Source organism: Cellulosimicrobium sp. ES-005 (genome assembly GCF_040448685.1).
GTDB lineage: Bacteria > Actinomycetota > Actinomycetes > Actinomycetales > Cellulomonadaceae > Cellulosimicrobium > Cellulosimicrobium cellulans_G.
Genome location: NZ_CP159290.1, coordinates 3,958,018 through 3,973,112 on the forward strand (window position 1 = coordinate 3,958,018; position 15,095 = coordinate 3,973,112).

Genomic DNA, 15,095 nt, shown 5'->3' on the forward strand with positions numbered 1-15,095 from the left:
ACCCTAGTGTCGTGAAGGCGCGTTCACCCTGACGTCGGACGGCGCCCCCGGGTTTTCGACACGCGTCGCCGACGAGTTTCGCCGAGGCGTCAGCGGAAGCGCTGGACGGCGAGCGGCGCGGCCTCCGCGAGCCCCCGCACGGCCGGGTGGTCGGCGCCCGGCGCGGTCCCGGCGAAGACGTCGCGCAGCGCGCCGGAGGCGACGAAGGTCCCGTCGGCGAGCACGTGCACGGTGGGGCACATCCGCTCGACGAGCTCGAGGTCGTGCGAGACGAGCAGCACCGCGGTGCCGAGCTCGGCCGTCGCGGCGCCGAGGCGACGCACGACGTCGCCGCGCATGGCCGGGTCGACGGCGGTGAGCGGCTCGTCGAGCAGGAGGGCGCGCGGGCGCGTGGCGAGCGCGACGGCGAGCGCGACGCGCTGCTTCTCGCCGCCGGAGAGCGAGTGGATCGTGCGCGGGGCGTACCGGGGCTCGAGCGCGACGTCGCCGAGCAGGTCCTCGACGGAGCGGCCGCTCGGGCGCCCGGCCCTGCGGGCGTCCTTGAGCGCGGCGGACAGCGTGCGGTCGACGGTCCAGCGCGGGTCGATCCCGATCCCGGCGAGGCCGTCCTGCGAGACGCGCCGCACGTCGGCGGTGAACTGCTTCTTGTCCCGGCGCGAGAGCTTGGTGACGGTGCGGCCGGCGTACGTGACGTGGCCCGCGGTCGGGCGCACGAGCCCGACGAGCGCCCGCACGACCGTGGACTTGCCGGCGCCCGACTCGCCGACGATCCCGACCGGCGGGGTGCCCGGGACGACGTCGAGGTCGATGCCGTGCACGACGTCGGGCCCTCCGTAGCCGGCCGCGAGGCCGGTGGCGCGCAGGATCGGGGTGGTCGTCGTGCTCATGGGTCACCTTCTGGTCGTCGGGGCCGGGCGGGCGGTCCGGGGCCCCGCTCGTCCGACGAACGACGCTACCGCGGAGTTCCGTGGCGTCGCTCACGGTGCCCGTCGCCGCCCCGGCGGCCCCGCGACGCGGGGCAGGGTTCGGGCTCGGAGCCCGGGGCGCGGTAGCCTGGGGCACTCGACCAGGATCCTCGAGCCCAGGTGGTCCGTCGACCCGCACCGCGGCACCCCTGCCGGTGTGCGGCGACCCGGACGGAGGACCACGTGACCAGGACGGTCGACGAGCCGGAGCTGCTGGCGCCCGGCGAGGCGGTGGACCTCGACAACTGCGCACGCGAGCCCATCCACGTGCCCGGCATGATCCAGCCCCGCGGCGTGCTGCTCGTCGTGCGCGAGCACGACGGCGTGCTGCTCCAGGCGTCGGCGAACGTCGCGCGGCACCTGGGCGTCCCGGCCGAGGAGCTGGTCGGCCGACCGCTCGCCGACGCGCTGGGCGCGGAACCGGCACGCCGCGTGCTCGACCACGCCGTGAACGTCGGCGACCTCGCGACGCGCAACCCCGTGACGCTGGACCTCGACCGCTGGGACGGGGCGCCCGTCGCCGTGGACGCCGTGCTCCACCGGCCCCCGCTGCCCGTGGACGCGGCCGAGACCGAGCCGGTGCTCGTCGTCGAGCTCGAGACGGCCGCGGGCGCGCGCCCCCTCACGTTCCCGAACACCTACCTCGCCGTGCGGCACGCGCTGCGCGACCTGGAGCGTGCCGCGACCCTCGACGAGCTGTACGACGACGCCGCCCGGCACGTGCGCGAGCTCACCGGGTTCGACCGCGTGATGATCTACCGCTTCGACGCCGCGTACAACGGCGAGGTGGTGGCCGAGGCGCGCCGCGAGGACCTCAACGCGTTCCTCGGGCTGCACTACCCGGCGTCGGACATCCCGCCGCAGGCCCGGGCGCTGTACGAGAAGAACTGGATCCGGCTCATCGCGGACGTGGACTACGCGCCCCAGCCGATCGTGCCGGCGCTCCTGCCGACCACGGGCGCGCCGCTCGACCTCACGTACTCCACGCTGCGCAGCGTCTCGCCGATCCACCTCGAGTACCTGCGCAACATGGGCGTGCGCGCGTCGATGTCGATCTCGCTCCTGCGGGAGGGCCGGCTGTGGGGGCTCATCGCGTGCCACCACTACGCCGGACCGCACGAGCCGCCGTACGAGGTCCGCACGGCTGCCGAGTTCCTCGGATCGGCGCTCTCGGTCCGGCTCGTCGCGCAGGCCGAGGACGAGCGCGAGGCCGAGGTGCGGCGCGCGGAGGGCGTCCTCGCCCATCTCGCCGCCGACAGCCGCGACGAGAGCGTCCCGATCGGCACCGCGCTGACCCGCTCGGGCTGGCTGCGGCGCCTCGTCCGGGCCGACGGTGCGGTCGTCGTCGCGGAGGGCGGCCTCATCAAGGTCGGCAGCACGCCCGACGAGGACGGGTGCCGCGCGCTCGTCGCCTGGGTGCTCGGCCACGGCGAGGACCTCGTCGCGACCGAGGCGCTGGGCCGCGACGCGCCGGACGTCGCGGCGCTCGCGCCCGACGTCGCGGGAGTGATGGGCATCGTGCTCCCCGAGGGGCAGGTCGTCGTGTGGGTGCGCGACGAGGTGCTGCGGCACGTCGACTGGGGCGGCGACCCGTACAACAAGGCGATCGCGCAACGCGAGGGCGCGACGGTCCGGCTGAGCCCGCGCAAGTCCTTCGAGCGCTGGCGCGAGGTCGTGCGCGGCCACAGCGCGCCGTGGACGGCGGACCAGACCGACGTCGCGACGTCGCTGCGGGGCCACCTGGTGGAGGCGCTGTACCTGCGCGGACGCAAGGCCGTGCGCGCGACGGAGGAGCTGCAGCGCAGCCTCCTGCCGGCGCTGCTCCCGGACGTCCCGGGCTGGACGCTCCAGTCGCGCTACGAGTCCGCCGGCACCGGCCTGGTCGGCGGCGACTGGTACGACGCCCTCGTGCTCCCGTCGGGCCGCCTCGCGCTCGTCGTCGGCGACGTCACGGGCCACGGTCTCCAGGCCGCCGCGACGATGGGCCAGCTCGGCACGACGCTGCGCGCCGCGCTCGTGAGCTCGGGCTCGGCGGTCGAGGCCGTGGCACGGCTGGGCGAGGTCGCCCGCTGGACCCTGCCGGGCGAGGTCGCGACGCTCGCGGTCGCCCTCCTGGACCCGGCGAGCGGCGTCGTCGAGCACGTGTCCGTGGGGCACCCGCCCCTGCTCGTCGTCGGGCCGGACGGCACGACGACGTGGGCCGAGCGCGCGAGCGTCCCCCCGCTGGGGATCGTCGACCGCGTCCCGACCGCGCACGTGCTCCAGGTCCCGCGCGGGGGAGCGCTCGTGCTCTACAGCGACGGGCTGGTCGAGCGTCGCGGCGAGTCGATCCGGGACGGCCTCGACCGGCTCGCGGCGGTCTTCGCGGCGGGCCCGGACGCGGACGTGGACGGCATCGTCACGGCGGCGCGCGACCCGCGCTCCGCGGACGACGCGACGCTGCTCCTCGTGCGCCGCGACGCCTGAGCGCGTCGCGGCGGGTCGACGGGCAGCCGACAGCGGTCAGCCGACGGGGAGGAGCGCGCTGCGCACCGAGGCGCCGCCGCGGAAGACCGGGACGTCGAACCGCGCCCACACGTGCTTCTCGCCGGTACCGGCCCGGAACCAGCCGACGGCCGTCGACGCCCGCTGCGCGAGCACGAGGCCGAACCCGCCCGCGCCCGGTGAGCGCCGCCCGGCCACGACCGGCGCGGCCGGCGAGTGGTCCACGACGTCCACGACGAGCTCGCGCCCGTCGCTGAGCAGACGGACGCGCGTGGGCGGCAGGCCGTGCCGCAGGGCGTTGGTGGCGAGCTCGCTCGCCACGAGGACGACGCGCTCCGGCGTCGCCTCGAGCGCGCGGTCCGGCGGGAGCGGCCCGCCGGTGAGGAGGCGGTGCAGGCCCTCGCGCAGCGTCGCGAGGTCGCCCAGTCCGCGCAGCGGCCAGGAGCCGATCTCGACGAAGCCGACGGGGACCGCGGCGTGCTCGACGCTCACGCGCCGTCCTCGCCGGTGGTGTCGTCCGCGATCTCGAACAGGTCGACGACCCCGCTGAGCTCCAGCAGGTCGCGGACGCGGCGCGGGACGCGCTCCAGCACGGGCGACCCCGACCCGGCGGTGGCGGCGTGGTAGAGCAGGCGCAGGCCGCCCGAGTCCATGAAGGTCACGTCACCGAGGTCGACGTGGATGCGATCGTCCGCCGACTGCGCGAGCCGCAGCAGCTCGTCCTCGCGGCGGGCCTGGACCGCGGCGTCGATCTCGCCTCGCATGGTCCAGCGCGTGCCGCCGCTCGTGGTCAGGACGTCGCCGCTCGTCGTCGGGGTCACCGTGGTGCGCTCCTCCTCGTCCCGGCACGGTGCCGGGCACCCGGGACACGGTACGCGGACCTGCCGACGCTCGCTCTGCGATCCGGCGCGTGGCGCCGACCTTTCCGGATCCGGTCCGTGCGTCGTCGCACGTCCCGGCCCGCGGGACGGCGACGGGCCCGGTCGACGTCGCGGGGGACGTCGACCGGGCCCGCACGGTGGGCCGGACCTCTCAGCAGGTGCGCGCGTCGAACGCGACCTCGAGCGGTGCGTACCCGTCGACCGTCACGACGGCCGTCCCGGCGGGGACGGACGCGGCGCGCGACGCGAACGACTGGTACGCGTTCGTGCCCGGGGCGACTCCCGCGAACGTCCGCGTGCCGTACGGCGTCGCGAGCGTCACGTCGAGCGGCGCGTCGCCGTCGTTCGTGGCGCGGACCGCGACGTAGACCTTCCCGGCCAGGCACCGCGTCTCGGCGACGGCGGAGACCGGGGCGCTGCCCGCGTCGGCGGTCCAGCGCAGGGCGTACGCCTGCTCCGTGCCGTCCTCGGCGGTGACGCGCACGGTCGTCGTGCCGGGGACGGCGTCGGCGGCCTCGACCGCGACCGTCGCCCAGGGGTCGTGCGCGACCGCCGCGACGGCCGGCACCCCGCCCGCGACGGGCACGTCGTACGCCGTCACCGCGGGGTCGAACCCGGCGAGGGGCTCGCCGGCCACCGTGATGCCCGACGCCGCGGCGTCGGTCCCCGTGCCGGGCACCTTGGCGAGGACCTCGATCTCGGAGACGACCAGGTGCGTGTTCGCCCGCGCCGTGAGGACGACGCGCACGGACGACGTCCGCACGTCCGCGGGGATCTCGACCGCGGGCGCGGGGCCGTCGGGCGAGGCGTCCACGGTGACGGGCGCGCCGACGTCGGTCCACGTGCCGCCCACGAGGGCCTGGAGCCGGACGGACTGCGCCCAGCTCGCGCTGGACCCGTCCTTCCAGAACCGCGTCACGACGCCCGTGACGTCCCGGTCGGCGGGGAGCGTGACCGTGAGCGTGTCGGACGTCCGCTTGGTGCCCGACACCCAGTTCGACCACGCCTTGTCGGTGAGGTTGCCGTTCACGACGCCGCCGACGGCGTAGCCCGGCTCGGTGAACGTCGCGCTCGCGGTCGTGCCCGCGGCGAGCGCGACGTTGGCGGACGCCGCCTCGGTCACCTGGACGCGGACGGTGGCCGGGAGCGTGGCGCCCGCCCCGGCGTCGGCCGTGCCGGAGAGCTCGACGACCCCGACGGCGTCGTACGCGTCCGCGGGGGCGTCGTCCCAGACCACGGGGCGCGGCACCTCGGCCCCGCCCGCCGCCACCGCGGTGACGGTCGCCGGGAGCGTCGGCGTGCCGCCCGCGTACGCCTTGGCGCGCGCGGGGAGCGTGGAGGTGAGCTCGTCGACGACGACGGTCGCCGTCGCGGCGACCTCGCCGCCGGTCGGCGTGGCCACGGTGCCCGTCACCTCGACGGTGCCGGGCTCGGCCCACGCGTCGTCGTCCGGCACGTCCCACGTCACGGGGAGCGCGCCGCGCGCCCCGTCGCGGTAGACGGGCGTGACGGTCGCGGGGAGCTCGGGCGCGGTGCCCGGCGTCGTGAACGCCTCGACCGGCTCGGTGCCCAGGACCGTCTCGTCGACGACCCGCCAGCGCTGGTTCACGCCGGAGTTCGCGAGGTACGTGCCCACGGGGGAACCGTCAGCCGTGGCCTGGCCGCCGACCTCGAGGAGGGTCTTCGAGGACGCGTTGACGAGCGTGAAGGTGCCGTCGCCGGTCGTCGAGAGGATCCACTGCGCGGCGAGCGGGGTGTCCGCGACGTCGGCGGGCGCGTCCTGGAGGACAGCGGACGTGTCGGCCGTGACGGCGAGCTGGCGGCCCGTGGCCGCGTTCGTCACGGCGTAGCGCGTGCGGTGCGTGCCGGAGCCCTCGGGGGCGCCGAGCGCCGTGAGCTCCCACGCCTGCTCCGCGACCGGCGCGTCGGTGCGGATCACGACGCCCGTGCCCGACGCCGACGGCGCGAGCGAGCGGTCCGCCTGCACGCCGTCGAGACGGTAGGCGTGACCGTCCTGGACGAGCGCGGCGTCGTCCGCGACGCCGGAGACGCCGTCGACGACGAACGTCGTCACGGACTCGGCCGGCACGACGAGCGTCGCGCTCGGACCGTCCGCACCCGTCTCGACGGCCACCGGCTCGCCCTCGACGAGGTAGCCGGCCGTGCTCGTGACCACGGGGGTGACGGTCGCATCGGACCCGACCGCACCGAACTTCGACAGGTCGAGCGTCACGGCGCGCTCGGCCTTCGTGGCGTTCACGTGCACGACCGTCGCGGACGTGCCGTCGGCCGACACCGCGGCCGTGCTGCTCGCGTCGTCCGAGCGGATCAGCGAGTCGCCCGGCTCGATGTAGTGCGTGAAGTTCTGGGTCGCCCAGTACTTCGTGTTCGTGTAGATCGGGCACGTCTCGAGCGTGTCCTCGGCCGTGCAGTCGAACGGGATCTGGATCTCGCCCCAGTTCATGCCGTTCGCGCTCTCGCCGCCCGGCGCCATGTTGGCGTAGTCCTCGACCGGCTGCCAGAACACCCACGCGCTCGGCTCGAGCTCGCGCAGGTCGTCGACGATGTGCTGCGCGCTGCCGAGGCCGGACTCCATGGTCTCGAAGTCCTGGCCCGTCGAGCTCCAGTTCCCGCCGACCTCGCTCATCCACAGCGGCTTGTCCTCGCCCTTGGCGATGTCACGGACCGTCGTGCGCTGGCCCGTGCCGTAGGTGTGGACGTTGAGCTGCGACACCTGGTCGCGGACCGCCTGCGGGTACGCGTTCCAGTTGGTCGCGAACGTGCCGGGGTTCGTCTCGTCCATCGCCGAGATGACGGCGTCGGTCGAGGAGCCCTCGAGCGCCGCGGCGAGCGCCGGGACGACCTTCGCCTGGAGCGCGGGGCTCATGTGGGCGCCCTCCTGGCGGCCCCCGGTCGGGTTGCCGTCGCTGCCGAGCTGGGTGCCCCAGTAGTTCGTGTTGGGCTCGTTGAACGGGTCGATCGTGTCGACCTCGATGCCGTGCGCGTCCTCGAGGCGCTCGGTCACGCCGACCAGGTACGCCGCGAAGTCGTCGATGCTCTCCGTCTTGAGCTGGTCCGCGGTCGAGCTGAACCCGCCCGAGACGTACCCGCTCACGGTCATGAACCACGGCGGGGAGTTGCTGAACGTCTCCCAGTGCGTGACGTCGTCCTTGATGCGGTCGACCCACCAGCGCTGCGTCGCGTCGGCGTCCTCGTCCCAGTGGTCCGGGTTCTCGGGGTCCCACCAGTCCACGTCGGTGCGCGTCGTGCCCTCGGGCGCCTTCCACCAGCCGTCGACGGCGCCGCCCGCGCGCAGGTAGTCCGGTACGTCGGGAGCGTTCCCGCCGCCGACGTTGTAGCGCGCGATGTTGAGGTTGAGGCCCTCGTCGCCGAACACCATGTCCGCGAGCTTCTCGCGGATCTCGTCCGGGTAGCCGCCCGTGGCGTTGGCGAACCACACGAGGCTCGTGCCCCAGCCCTCGAACGGCGCGCCCGCGTACGACGGGTCGGGCGTGACGGTGACGCCCGCGACGTCGGCCGCGGCCGCCGTCGTACCCGTCGCGGCGACCGCGCCCAGGGGCGAGGCCTGCGCGGGCAGGGCCGCGAGCGCGCAGCCCGCGACGAGCGCCCCGGCGCCGAGGCCCGCGACGACGCGGGCCCCCGTCCGGCGGGCGGCCGGGCCGCCCGGGCGGGTGCGGCGAGGACCGGGTGGTCCACCCCGCGTGGTCGTGTCGGTCTCGGTCGGGCTCATCCCTGAGCCACCTCCTTCGCGTCGCTGCGAACCGGTTGCTGCACCGGGTGCGGGTCGGTCCCGCGGGGTCTGTTCGGCCGAGGTAGAGGCGTGGTCATGACCACGCCTCTACCTCGCGCTACCGGGGCTCTACCTCGGCGGGGTCGGCTCGGCCGAGCGGCGGACGACGGCGACGCCGCGCGGCTCGAGCAGGATCGCTCCGGTCTCCGGGGAGCCAGTGCCCGACGGCGCGAGGCGGCGGCCTGCGAGGACGTCGCCCGCGACGTCGGGCACCTCGACCGGGCGCGCCGTGCGGTTGACGAGGAACCAGAAGTCGTCGGAGCCGTCCGTCCGCACCGCGAGCTCGACGTCGCCGCGGACGGCGGCGGGCAGCTCGCTGCGCACGCCCGCGTCGTCGAGCAGGCGCGCGAGCACGGGGACGAGGCCGAGGCGCCCGAACCGCGTGGAGACGTACGCGGCGGAGCCCGCGCCGTCCCCGGACCGGACCGTCCGCCGCGTCACCGCGGCGCGGCCCGCCTGCTCACCGGTCTTGTACCAGCCCAGCACCTCGACGTCGGGGTCGACGACGTCCACCGGCTCGGTCCACAGGGTGCCCTCGAGCTGCTCGCCCGCGAGCTCGACCGTCGCGCTCTCGCCGTCCAGCAGCGGGGCGAACTCCTCGACGCGGACGCCGAGCAGGTCGCGCAGCGCGCCGGGGTAGCCGCCGAGCCACGCGTGGTCGTCCTGGTCGACGACGCCCGAGAAGTACGTGGTGACGAGGTGGCCCCCGCCCTCGACGAACGCCGTGAGGCGGTCCCGGAGGTCGACGGGGACCACGTGCAGCACGGGCGCCACGACGACGTCGTACGTCGCGAGGTCCGTCGCCGTGGGCACCACGTCCGCCCGCACGCCGAGCGCGAGGAACGCCGAGTACCAGTCGAGCGCCTCCTGCCGGTAGCGCAGCCGGTCCGTGGGGTGGGAGTCGAGCTCGCTCGCCCACCACGAGTCCCAGTCGAAGACGATCGCGGCCCGCGCGGGCTTCTGCTCGCTGCCCGCGACGGGGGCGAGGTCGCGCAGGGTCGCACCGAGCGCGACGACGTCGCGGAACAGGCGTGAGCGCTCGCCGGCGTGCGGGAGCATGCCCGAGTGGTACTTCTCGGCGCCCGCCGCGGACTGGCGCCACTGGAAGTAGCAGACCGCGTCGGCGCCGTGCGCGACGTGGGTGAGCGAGTCCCGCGCGAGCTCGCCCGGCTTCTTCGCGACGTTGACGGGCTGCCAGTTCACTGCGCTCGTCGAGTGCTCCATGAGGAACCACGGGCGGTGCCGGGCGATGCCGCCCGTGAGGTTCGCGGAGAACGAGAGCTCGTCGAGGGCCTGCGGCCCGGGGAGCACGTAGTGGTCGTTGGAGACGAAGTCCAGCTCGTCCGCCCAGGCGGCGTAGTCCATGCCCTTCGTCTCGCCCATGACCATGAAGTTCGTCGTCACGGGGACGTCGGGCGTGACGCGGCGCAGGATCGCGGCCTCCGCGCGCAGGTACTCCCGCAGCGCGTCCGACGAGAACCGCTTGAAGTCGAGCTGCTGCGTCGGGTTCGGGTGCGACGCGGCCAGGCGGGGCGGCAGGATCTGCTCCCACGCGCTGTAGCGCTGGGACCAGAACGCCGTGCCCCACGCGTCGTTGAGCGCGTCGAGGGTCGTGTAGCGCTCGCGCAGCCACGTGCGGAACGCGGCGGCGGCGTCGTCGGAGAAGTCGTCGACGTTGTGGCAGCCCAGCTCGTTGGAGACGTGCCACGCGACGAGCGCCGGGTGGTCCCCGTACCGCTCGGCCATGCGCTCCACGAGGCGCAGCGCGTGCTCGCGGAAGACCGGCGACGTCGGGCGCCACTGCTGCCGGGCGCCCGGCCACAGGGTCTCGCCCGTGCGGGTCTGGGGCAGGATCTCCGGGTGCTTCGTCGTGAGCCACGGCGGCGGCGAGGCCGTCGCCGTCGCGAGGTCGACCGTGATGCCGTTCGCGTGGAGCAGGTCCATGACCTCGTCGAGCCACGCGAAGTCCCACGTGTGCTCCGTCGGCTGGATCCGCGCCCACGAGAAGATCGCGAGCGAGACCACCGTGACGCCCGCCTCGCGCATGAGGCGCACGTCCTCCGCCCAGACCTCGCGCGGCCACTGGTCCGGGTTGTAGTCCGCGCCGTAGGACAGGCCCGACGGCGCGTACGCGTCGGACGCTCCGACGGCCGCGCCCGGGGGCGTGTGCGGCCCGGGACGGCGCAGCCAGCGGAACGGGGTGGGGGTGGACATGCAGGCTCCTCAGGTGCTCGCAGAGCGGTCGGTGGCGGGTGGGGCCACCGGCGGGTGGCCGCGTGGTCGTACCGGGGGCACGACCACGCGGCCGTTCGGGGCAGGGCCGCCGGGCGCCCCGGCAGGCGCCCGGCGGGGATCAGGTCACTCGTTGACGGTGAAGCCCTGCTCGGTGCCGTACTTCGCCGACGCGTCCTGCCAGGCCTTCAGGCCGTCGGCGAGGGTCGTGCCCGAGACGTACGCCTGGCCCACGGTGTCGTTGAAGATCGAGTTCGCGTAGACCTGGAACGGCAGGTACGACCAGCCCTCGACGACGTCGGCAGCGGACTGCGCGAGGACCTCGTTGATCTTCTGGCCGCCGAAGTACTCGGACTCGTAGCCCTGGAACTCGTCCGACTCCAGCTCGGCCGTCGTGGCCGGGAACGCGCCGCCGTCGACGCGCGCCTGCACGCCGTCGCCCGCGTTCGCGTACTCGAGGAAGCCGTAGGCGAGCGCCTGCTGCGAGCTCGCCGCGGTCACGGACAGCGCGGAGCCGCCGTTCTCGGAGCTGGCCGACGCGCCCTCCTCCCACTGCGGGAGCGGGGCCACGCGCCACTTGCCGGCGCCGTCGGGCACGCCGGACTCGAGGTTCGCGGGCATCCACGCGCCGATCGCGAGCGTCGCGATCGTGCCGTTGCCGAGGCCCTGGTACCACTCGTCGCTCCACGAGCTGACCGGCGCGAGCAGGTCCTCGTCGATGAGCGTCTGCCACGTCTCGGCGAACTGCGTGCTGCCCTCGTCCGCGAGGTCGATGGTCACGTCCGTGCCGTCGACCTGGAACGGCTGGCCGCCGGCCTGCCAGATGAGCGACGTCGTGAAGCCCGCGTCACCCGTGTCGTTGGTGATGTACACGTTCGGGTCGGCCGCGTGCAGGGCGCGCGCCGCCTCGACGAAGCCGTCCCACGTCGTCGGCACCTCGATGCCGTGCTGCGTGAAGACCTCCTCGTTGTAGAAGAGGGCCATGGGGCCGGAGTCCATGGGGAGGCCGAAGATGCCCTCGCCCTGCTGGACGGCGCTCCACGGCCCCGGCGTGAACGTGCCGTCGAGCTCGTCGGCGCCCAGCGCGGAGAGGTCGGCCAGCGCGTCGGAGAGCGCGAACTGGGGGAGCGCGTAGTACTCGACCTGCGCGACGTCGGGCACGCCCTTGCCGGCCGCGATCGCGTTCTGGAGCGCGGTGTACTGGTCGTTGCCGGTGCCCGCGTTGACGAGCTCGACGTCGACGTTCGGGTACTTCGCCTCGAAGTCGGTGACGACCTGCTCGAGCGTGGGCTCCCAGGCCCACACCGTGAGGCTGCCGCCCTCCTCGAGAGCCGCGGCGACGTCGTCGGCCGAGGCCGCGTCCCCGCCGGAGTCGTTGCCGCCGCCGGAGCTGCAGGCGGCCAGGGCGAGCGCGACGACGCCGGTGGCGGCGACGGCACGCAGGGTGCGGGTGGTGCGGACGGACATGGGGGTTCCTCTCACTTCGTCGTCAGACGGATCGGGTGGTGCACACGCGCTGCGGGCGGCAGGGCATGGGGTCGGGGTCCGGTCACTCCTTGACGGACCCGGCGGCGAGGCCGGACTGCCAGTAGCGCTGGAGGAGCAGGAAGGCGGCGACGAGCGGGAGGATCGTCAGCAGCGAGCCGGTGATCACGAGGTCGAAGATCGCCTCGCCGCCGGCGGTCGCGGCCTGCGCGTTCCACGCGTTGAGGCCGAGCGTCAGGGGGTACCAGTCAGGGTCCTTGAGCATGATCAGCGGCAGGAAGTAGTTGTTCCAGGTCGCGACCATGGTGAAGAGCAGGACCGTGACGATCCCGGGCGCGAGCAGCGGCAGCGAGACCTGGAAGAACGTGCGGCCCTCGCTCGACCCGTCCATGCGCGCGGCCTCGAGCAGCTCCGTCGGGATCGACTCGGCCGCGAAGACCCACATGAGGTAGAGGCCGAACGGCGAGATGAGCGACGGGATGATGACGGCCCACGGCGTGTTCGTGAGGCCCATCTGGCTGAACATGAGGAACGTCGGCACGGCGAGCGCGGTGCCCGGCACGGCGACCGCGCCGATGACGGTCGCGAACACGCCGCGCTTGCCCGGGAAGTCGAACTTCGCGAGCGCGTACCCGCCGAGCACGGCGAGGAACGTCGCGCCGCCGGCGCCGAGCACCACGTACAGGAGCGTGTTCGCGAACCAGCGGCCGAAGATGCCGTCGTCGTAGGTGAGCGTGCGCGCGACGTTGTCGAACAGCGCGAAGTCGCCGCTGAACCAGAGCCCGAACGAGGAGAACAGGCTCGACTGCGTCTTGGACGCGTTGACGACGAGCCAGAACAGCGGCACGAGCGCGTAGAGCAGGACGATCCCGGTGAGGACGGTCATGAGAACGCTGCGGCGCGGGCGGGCGACGCTGTGCGGGGCGCGCGAGCGCAGGCGCACGGGCTTGCGCGTCGTGGTGCGCGGCGTCGTGCGGGCCGCGGCGGGGACCGCCGGGGTCGAGGGGGTCGTGGCGGTCATCGTCAGGCCTCCTTGCGCATGCCGCGCAGCTGGACGACGTAGGCCACGATCATCGTGAGGACGCCCATGATGATGGCGACGGTCGCCGAGTAGTTGTACTGCTGGCCGGAGAACGACAGCGAGTACGCGTACAGGTTCGGGGTGAAGTACGTCGTGATGGCGTTCGGCGCGAGGCTCTGGAGGATGCTCGGCTCGTTGAAGAGCTGGAACGAGCCGATGATCGAGAAGATGGTCGCGATCACGAGCGAGCCGCGGATCGCGGGGATCTTGATGGCCCGCACGACCTGCCACTGGGACGCGCCGTCGAGCTCGGCCGCCTCGTAGAGCGAGGTGGGCACGACGCGCAGCGCCGAGTAGAAGATCAGCATGTTGTAGCCCACGAACTCCCAGGTCACGATGTTGCCGATCGACAGCAGCACCCAGTCCGGGGACAGCGGGTTGGGGATCGCCGTGCCGAGCGCGTCGTTGATGTTCGCGACGAGCCCGAACCGCGTCCCGTACATGAACCCCCACATGAGCGTCGCGACGACGGCCGGGACGGCGTAAGGGAGGAAGATCGAGATCCGGAAGAAGTTGCGCCCGTACAGGCGCCCCGAGTCGATCGCGAGCGCGACGAGCAGGGCGATGCCGAGCATGATCGGGACCTGGACCACGAGGAACAGGCCGACGCGCGACACGCCCGACCAGAACTGCGGGTCGGAGAAGGCGCGCGCGTAGTTGTCGAACCCGACGAACTGGGTGCCGCCGACCATCTGGGTGCGGAACAGGCTGAGGTAGATCGAGTAGGCGATCGGTGCCAGGAACACCAGCGCGAAGACCGCCATGAACGGGCCCACGAAGCCCCAGCCGGTCCACGAGCGCCGTCGGCGCCGGGCCGGGAGGGACGAAGGTGCGCCGACCGGTGGCCGGTGCCCCGCCACGGGTGGGGACGTCGTCGTCATGCTGGGGTCCTCGTCATCGGGGGACGGCGACGTCGGTCGTCGCCGGTGTTTGCGTAAACATGAGCATGGCACGAGGTTCGGTGTTTACGCAAACATCGCCTACGCTGGTCGGTGACCGGCCACGATGCCGGTCCGGCACGGGTACTGTGCCGACACCACGAGGACGAGGACGAGATGACCGACGGGCTCGACGACGAGACCCCCGCCCTGACGCGCACCGGGGGAGCTGCCGTACGCACGGCGCGGCGCGTCTCGATGGCCGACGTCGCGCGCGTCGCCGGGGTCTCCGCGCAGACCGTCTCCCGCGTCTCCAACGGGCACCCGGGCGTCGTCGAGACGACCCGCTCGCGCGTGCTCGAGGCCATGACCGAGCTCGGCTACCGGCCCAACAGCGCCGCCCGCGCGCTCAAGAGCGGGTCGTTCCGCACCATCGGCGTCATCCTCTTCTCGCTCGCGACCACCGGCAACGTCCGCACGCTCGAGGCCATCGCGACGTCCGCCGCCGCCGAGGGCTACGCCATCACCGTCATCCCCGTCGCCGCGCCCACGCAGGACGGCGTCCACGGGGCGTTCACGCGCCTCGGTGAGCTCGCCGTCGACGCGATCATCCTGCTCATGGAGGTCCACCTCCTCGACGTCGCACGGGTCAGCCTGCCGCCCGGCGTCCAGGTCGTCGTCGCGGACTCCGACGCCGGCGAGAGCTACGCCGTCGTGGACACCGACCAGGCCGACGGCACGCGCCAGGCCGTGCGACACCTGCTCGACCTCGGGCACCGCACCGTGCACCACCTCGCGGGCCCCGCGCTCTCGTTCGCGGCCGAGCGCCGGACCTCCGCCTGGCGCGCCACGCTCGAGGAGGCGGGCCGCGAGGTGCCGGCGATCGAGCGGGGCGACTGGTCGCCGTCGTCCGGCTACGAGGCCGGGCTGCGCCTCGCGCAGCGCGACGACGTCACCGCGGTCTTCGTCGCGAACGACCAGATGGCCCTCGGGCTCGTGCGCGCCCTGCACGACACGGGCCGGCGCGTGCCCGAGGACGTGAGCGTCGTCGGGTTCGACGACCTGCCCGAGTCGAGCGAGTTCCTGCCCCCGCTCACCACCGTCCACCAGGACTTCGCCGAGGTCGGCCGTCGGCTCGTCGAGCAGGTGCTCCGGCAGGTCCGCGAGGGAGTCCACGAGGCCGGCACCCGCCTCGTCCCGACCCGCCTCGTCGAGCGCGCCAGCACCGCCCCGCCCCCGAGCTAGAGCCCGTGGTCGTCGGCCTGCTGGGGCCCGCTG

General features: G+C 74.0%; 10 protein-coding genes. 2 read left to right on the plus strand and 8 right to left on the minus strand.

The genetic code is table 11. The features are described 5' to 3' along the window. Positions 1-89 precede the first annotated feature (89 nt). The gene (locus tag ABRQ22_RS17790; RefSeq protein ID WP_253054983.1) at positions 90-887 is read right to left on the minus strand and encodes an ATP-binding cassette domain-containing protein; all 798 of its coding nucleotides are present in this window, start codon (positions 885-887) and stop codon (positions 90-92) included. Between the two features lie 261 nt (positions 888-1,148). Between ABRQ22_RS17790 and ABRQ22_RS17795 the strand changes: the two genes are divergently transcribed. Then, positions 1,149-3,431, plus strand: a complete 2,283-nt coding sequence (locus ABRQ22_RS17795) for a SpoIIE family protein phosphatase (RefSeq protein WP_353707700.1) — start codon at positions 1,149-1,151, stop codon at positions 3,429-3,431. A gap of 36 nt (positions 3,432-3,467) precedes the next feature. Here the strand turns inward: ABRQ22_RS17795 and ABRQ22_RS17800 are convergent, their stop codons facing one another. The 7 genes from ABRQ22_RS17800 to ABRQ22_RS17830 form a co-directional block, all read right to left on the minus strand. Next, on the minus strand, positions 3,468-3,941 hold the full coding sequence (locus ABRQ22_RS17800; protein ID WP_253054985.1) for an ATP-binding protein: 474 nt from the start codon (positions 3,939-3,941) through the stop codon (positions 3,468-3,470). Next, the gene (locus ABRQ22_RS17805; protein WP_353707701.1) at positions 3,938-4,270 is read right to left on the minus strand and encodes an STAS domain-containing protein; all 333 of its coding nucleotides are present in this window, start codon (positions 4,268-4,270) and stop codon (positions 3,938-3,940) included. The genes ABRQ22_RS17800 and ABRQ22_RS17805 overlap by 4 nt, the downstream gene beginning before the upstream one ends. Before the next feature lie 211 nt (positions 4,271-4,481). After that, positions 4,482-8,081 (minus strand): Ig-like domain-containing protein, encoded by a 3,600-nt coding sequence (locus tag ABRQ22_RS17810; RefSeq protein ID WP_353707702.1) that lies wholly within the window; start codon positions 8,079-8,081, stop codon positions 4,482-4,484. A 129-nt stretch (positions 8,082-8,210) separates the two neighbouring features. Then, on the minus strand, positions 8,211-10,355 hold the full coding sequence (locus ABRQ22_RS17815; RefSeq protein ID WP_353707703.1) for a beta-galactosidase: 2,145 nt from the start codon (positions 10,353-10,355) through the stop codon (positions 8,211-8,213). Positions 10,356-10,499: 144 nt separating this feature from the next. Beyond that, positions 10,500-11,840: a sugar ABC transporter substrate-binding protein gene (locus ABRQ22_RS17820; protein WP_253054989.1), complete on the minus strand. Its 1,341-nt coding sequence runs from the start codon at positions 11,838-11,840 to the stop codon at positions 10,500-10,502. Between the two features lie 82 nt (positions 11,841-11,922). Next, positions 11,923-12,744 carry a carbohydrate ABC transporter permease gene (locus ABRQ22_RS17825; RefSeq protein ID WP_253055126.1) on the minus strand — a complete coding sequence of 274 codons (822 nt, stop codon included), beginning with the start codon at positions 12,742-12,744 and terminating at the stop codon, positions 11,923-11,925. A 137-nt stretch (positions 12,745-12,881) separates the two neighbouring features. Then, positions 12,882-13,820: a sugar ABC transporter permease gene (locus ABRQ22_RS17830; protein ID WP_253054990.1), complete on the minus strand. Its 939-nt coding sequence runs from the start codon at positions 13,818-13,820 to the stop codon at positions 12,882-12,884. Positions 13,821-13,994: 174 nt separating this feature from the next. On the opposite strand from ABRQ22_RS17830, the gene ABRQ22_RS17835 reads away from it, so the two are divergent. After that, the gene (locus tag ABRQ22_RS17835; protein WP_353707704.1) at positions 13,995-15,062 is read left to right on the plus strand and encodes a LacI family DNA-binding transcriptional regulator; all 1,068 of its coding nucleotides are present in this window, start codon (positions 13,995-13,997) and stop codon (positions 15,060-15,062) included. Positions 15,063-15,095: the final 33 nt, after the last annotated feature.

Excerpts from the sequence above, each read along its gene's own strand:
- ABRQ22_RS17825 (WP_253055126.1), bottom strand. The coding sequence starts at position 12,744 with ATGACCGTCCTCACCGGGATCGTCCTGCTCTACGCGCTCGTGCCGCTG.
- ABRQ22_RS17835 (WP_353707704.1), top strand. The coding sequence starts at position 13,995 with ATGACCGACGGGCTCGACGACGAGACCCCCGCCCTGACGCGCACCGGG.
- ABRQ22_RS17820 (WP_253054989.1), bottom strand. The coding sequence starts at position 11,840 with ATGTCCGTCCGCACCACCCGCACCCTGCGTGCCGTCGCCGCCACCGGC.
- ABRQ22_RS17830 (WP_253054990.1), bottom strand. The coding sequence starts at position 13,820 with ATGACGACGACGTCCCCACCCGTGGCGGGGCACCGGCCACCGGTCGGC.
- ABRQ22_RS17790 (WP_253054983.1), bottom strand. The coding sequence starts at position 887 with ATGAGCACGACGACCACCCCGATCCTGCGCGCCACCGGCCTCGCGGCC.
- ABRQ22_RS17815 (WP_353707703.1), bottom strand. The coding sequence starts at position 10,355 with ATGTCCACCCCCACCCCGTTCCGCTGGCTGCGCCGTCCCGGGCCGCAC.
- ABRQ22_RS17810 (WP_353707702.1), bottom strand. The coding sequence starts at position 8,081 with ATGAGCCCGACCGAGACCGACACGACCACGCGGGGTGGACCACCCGGT.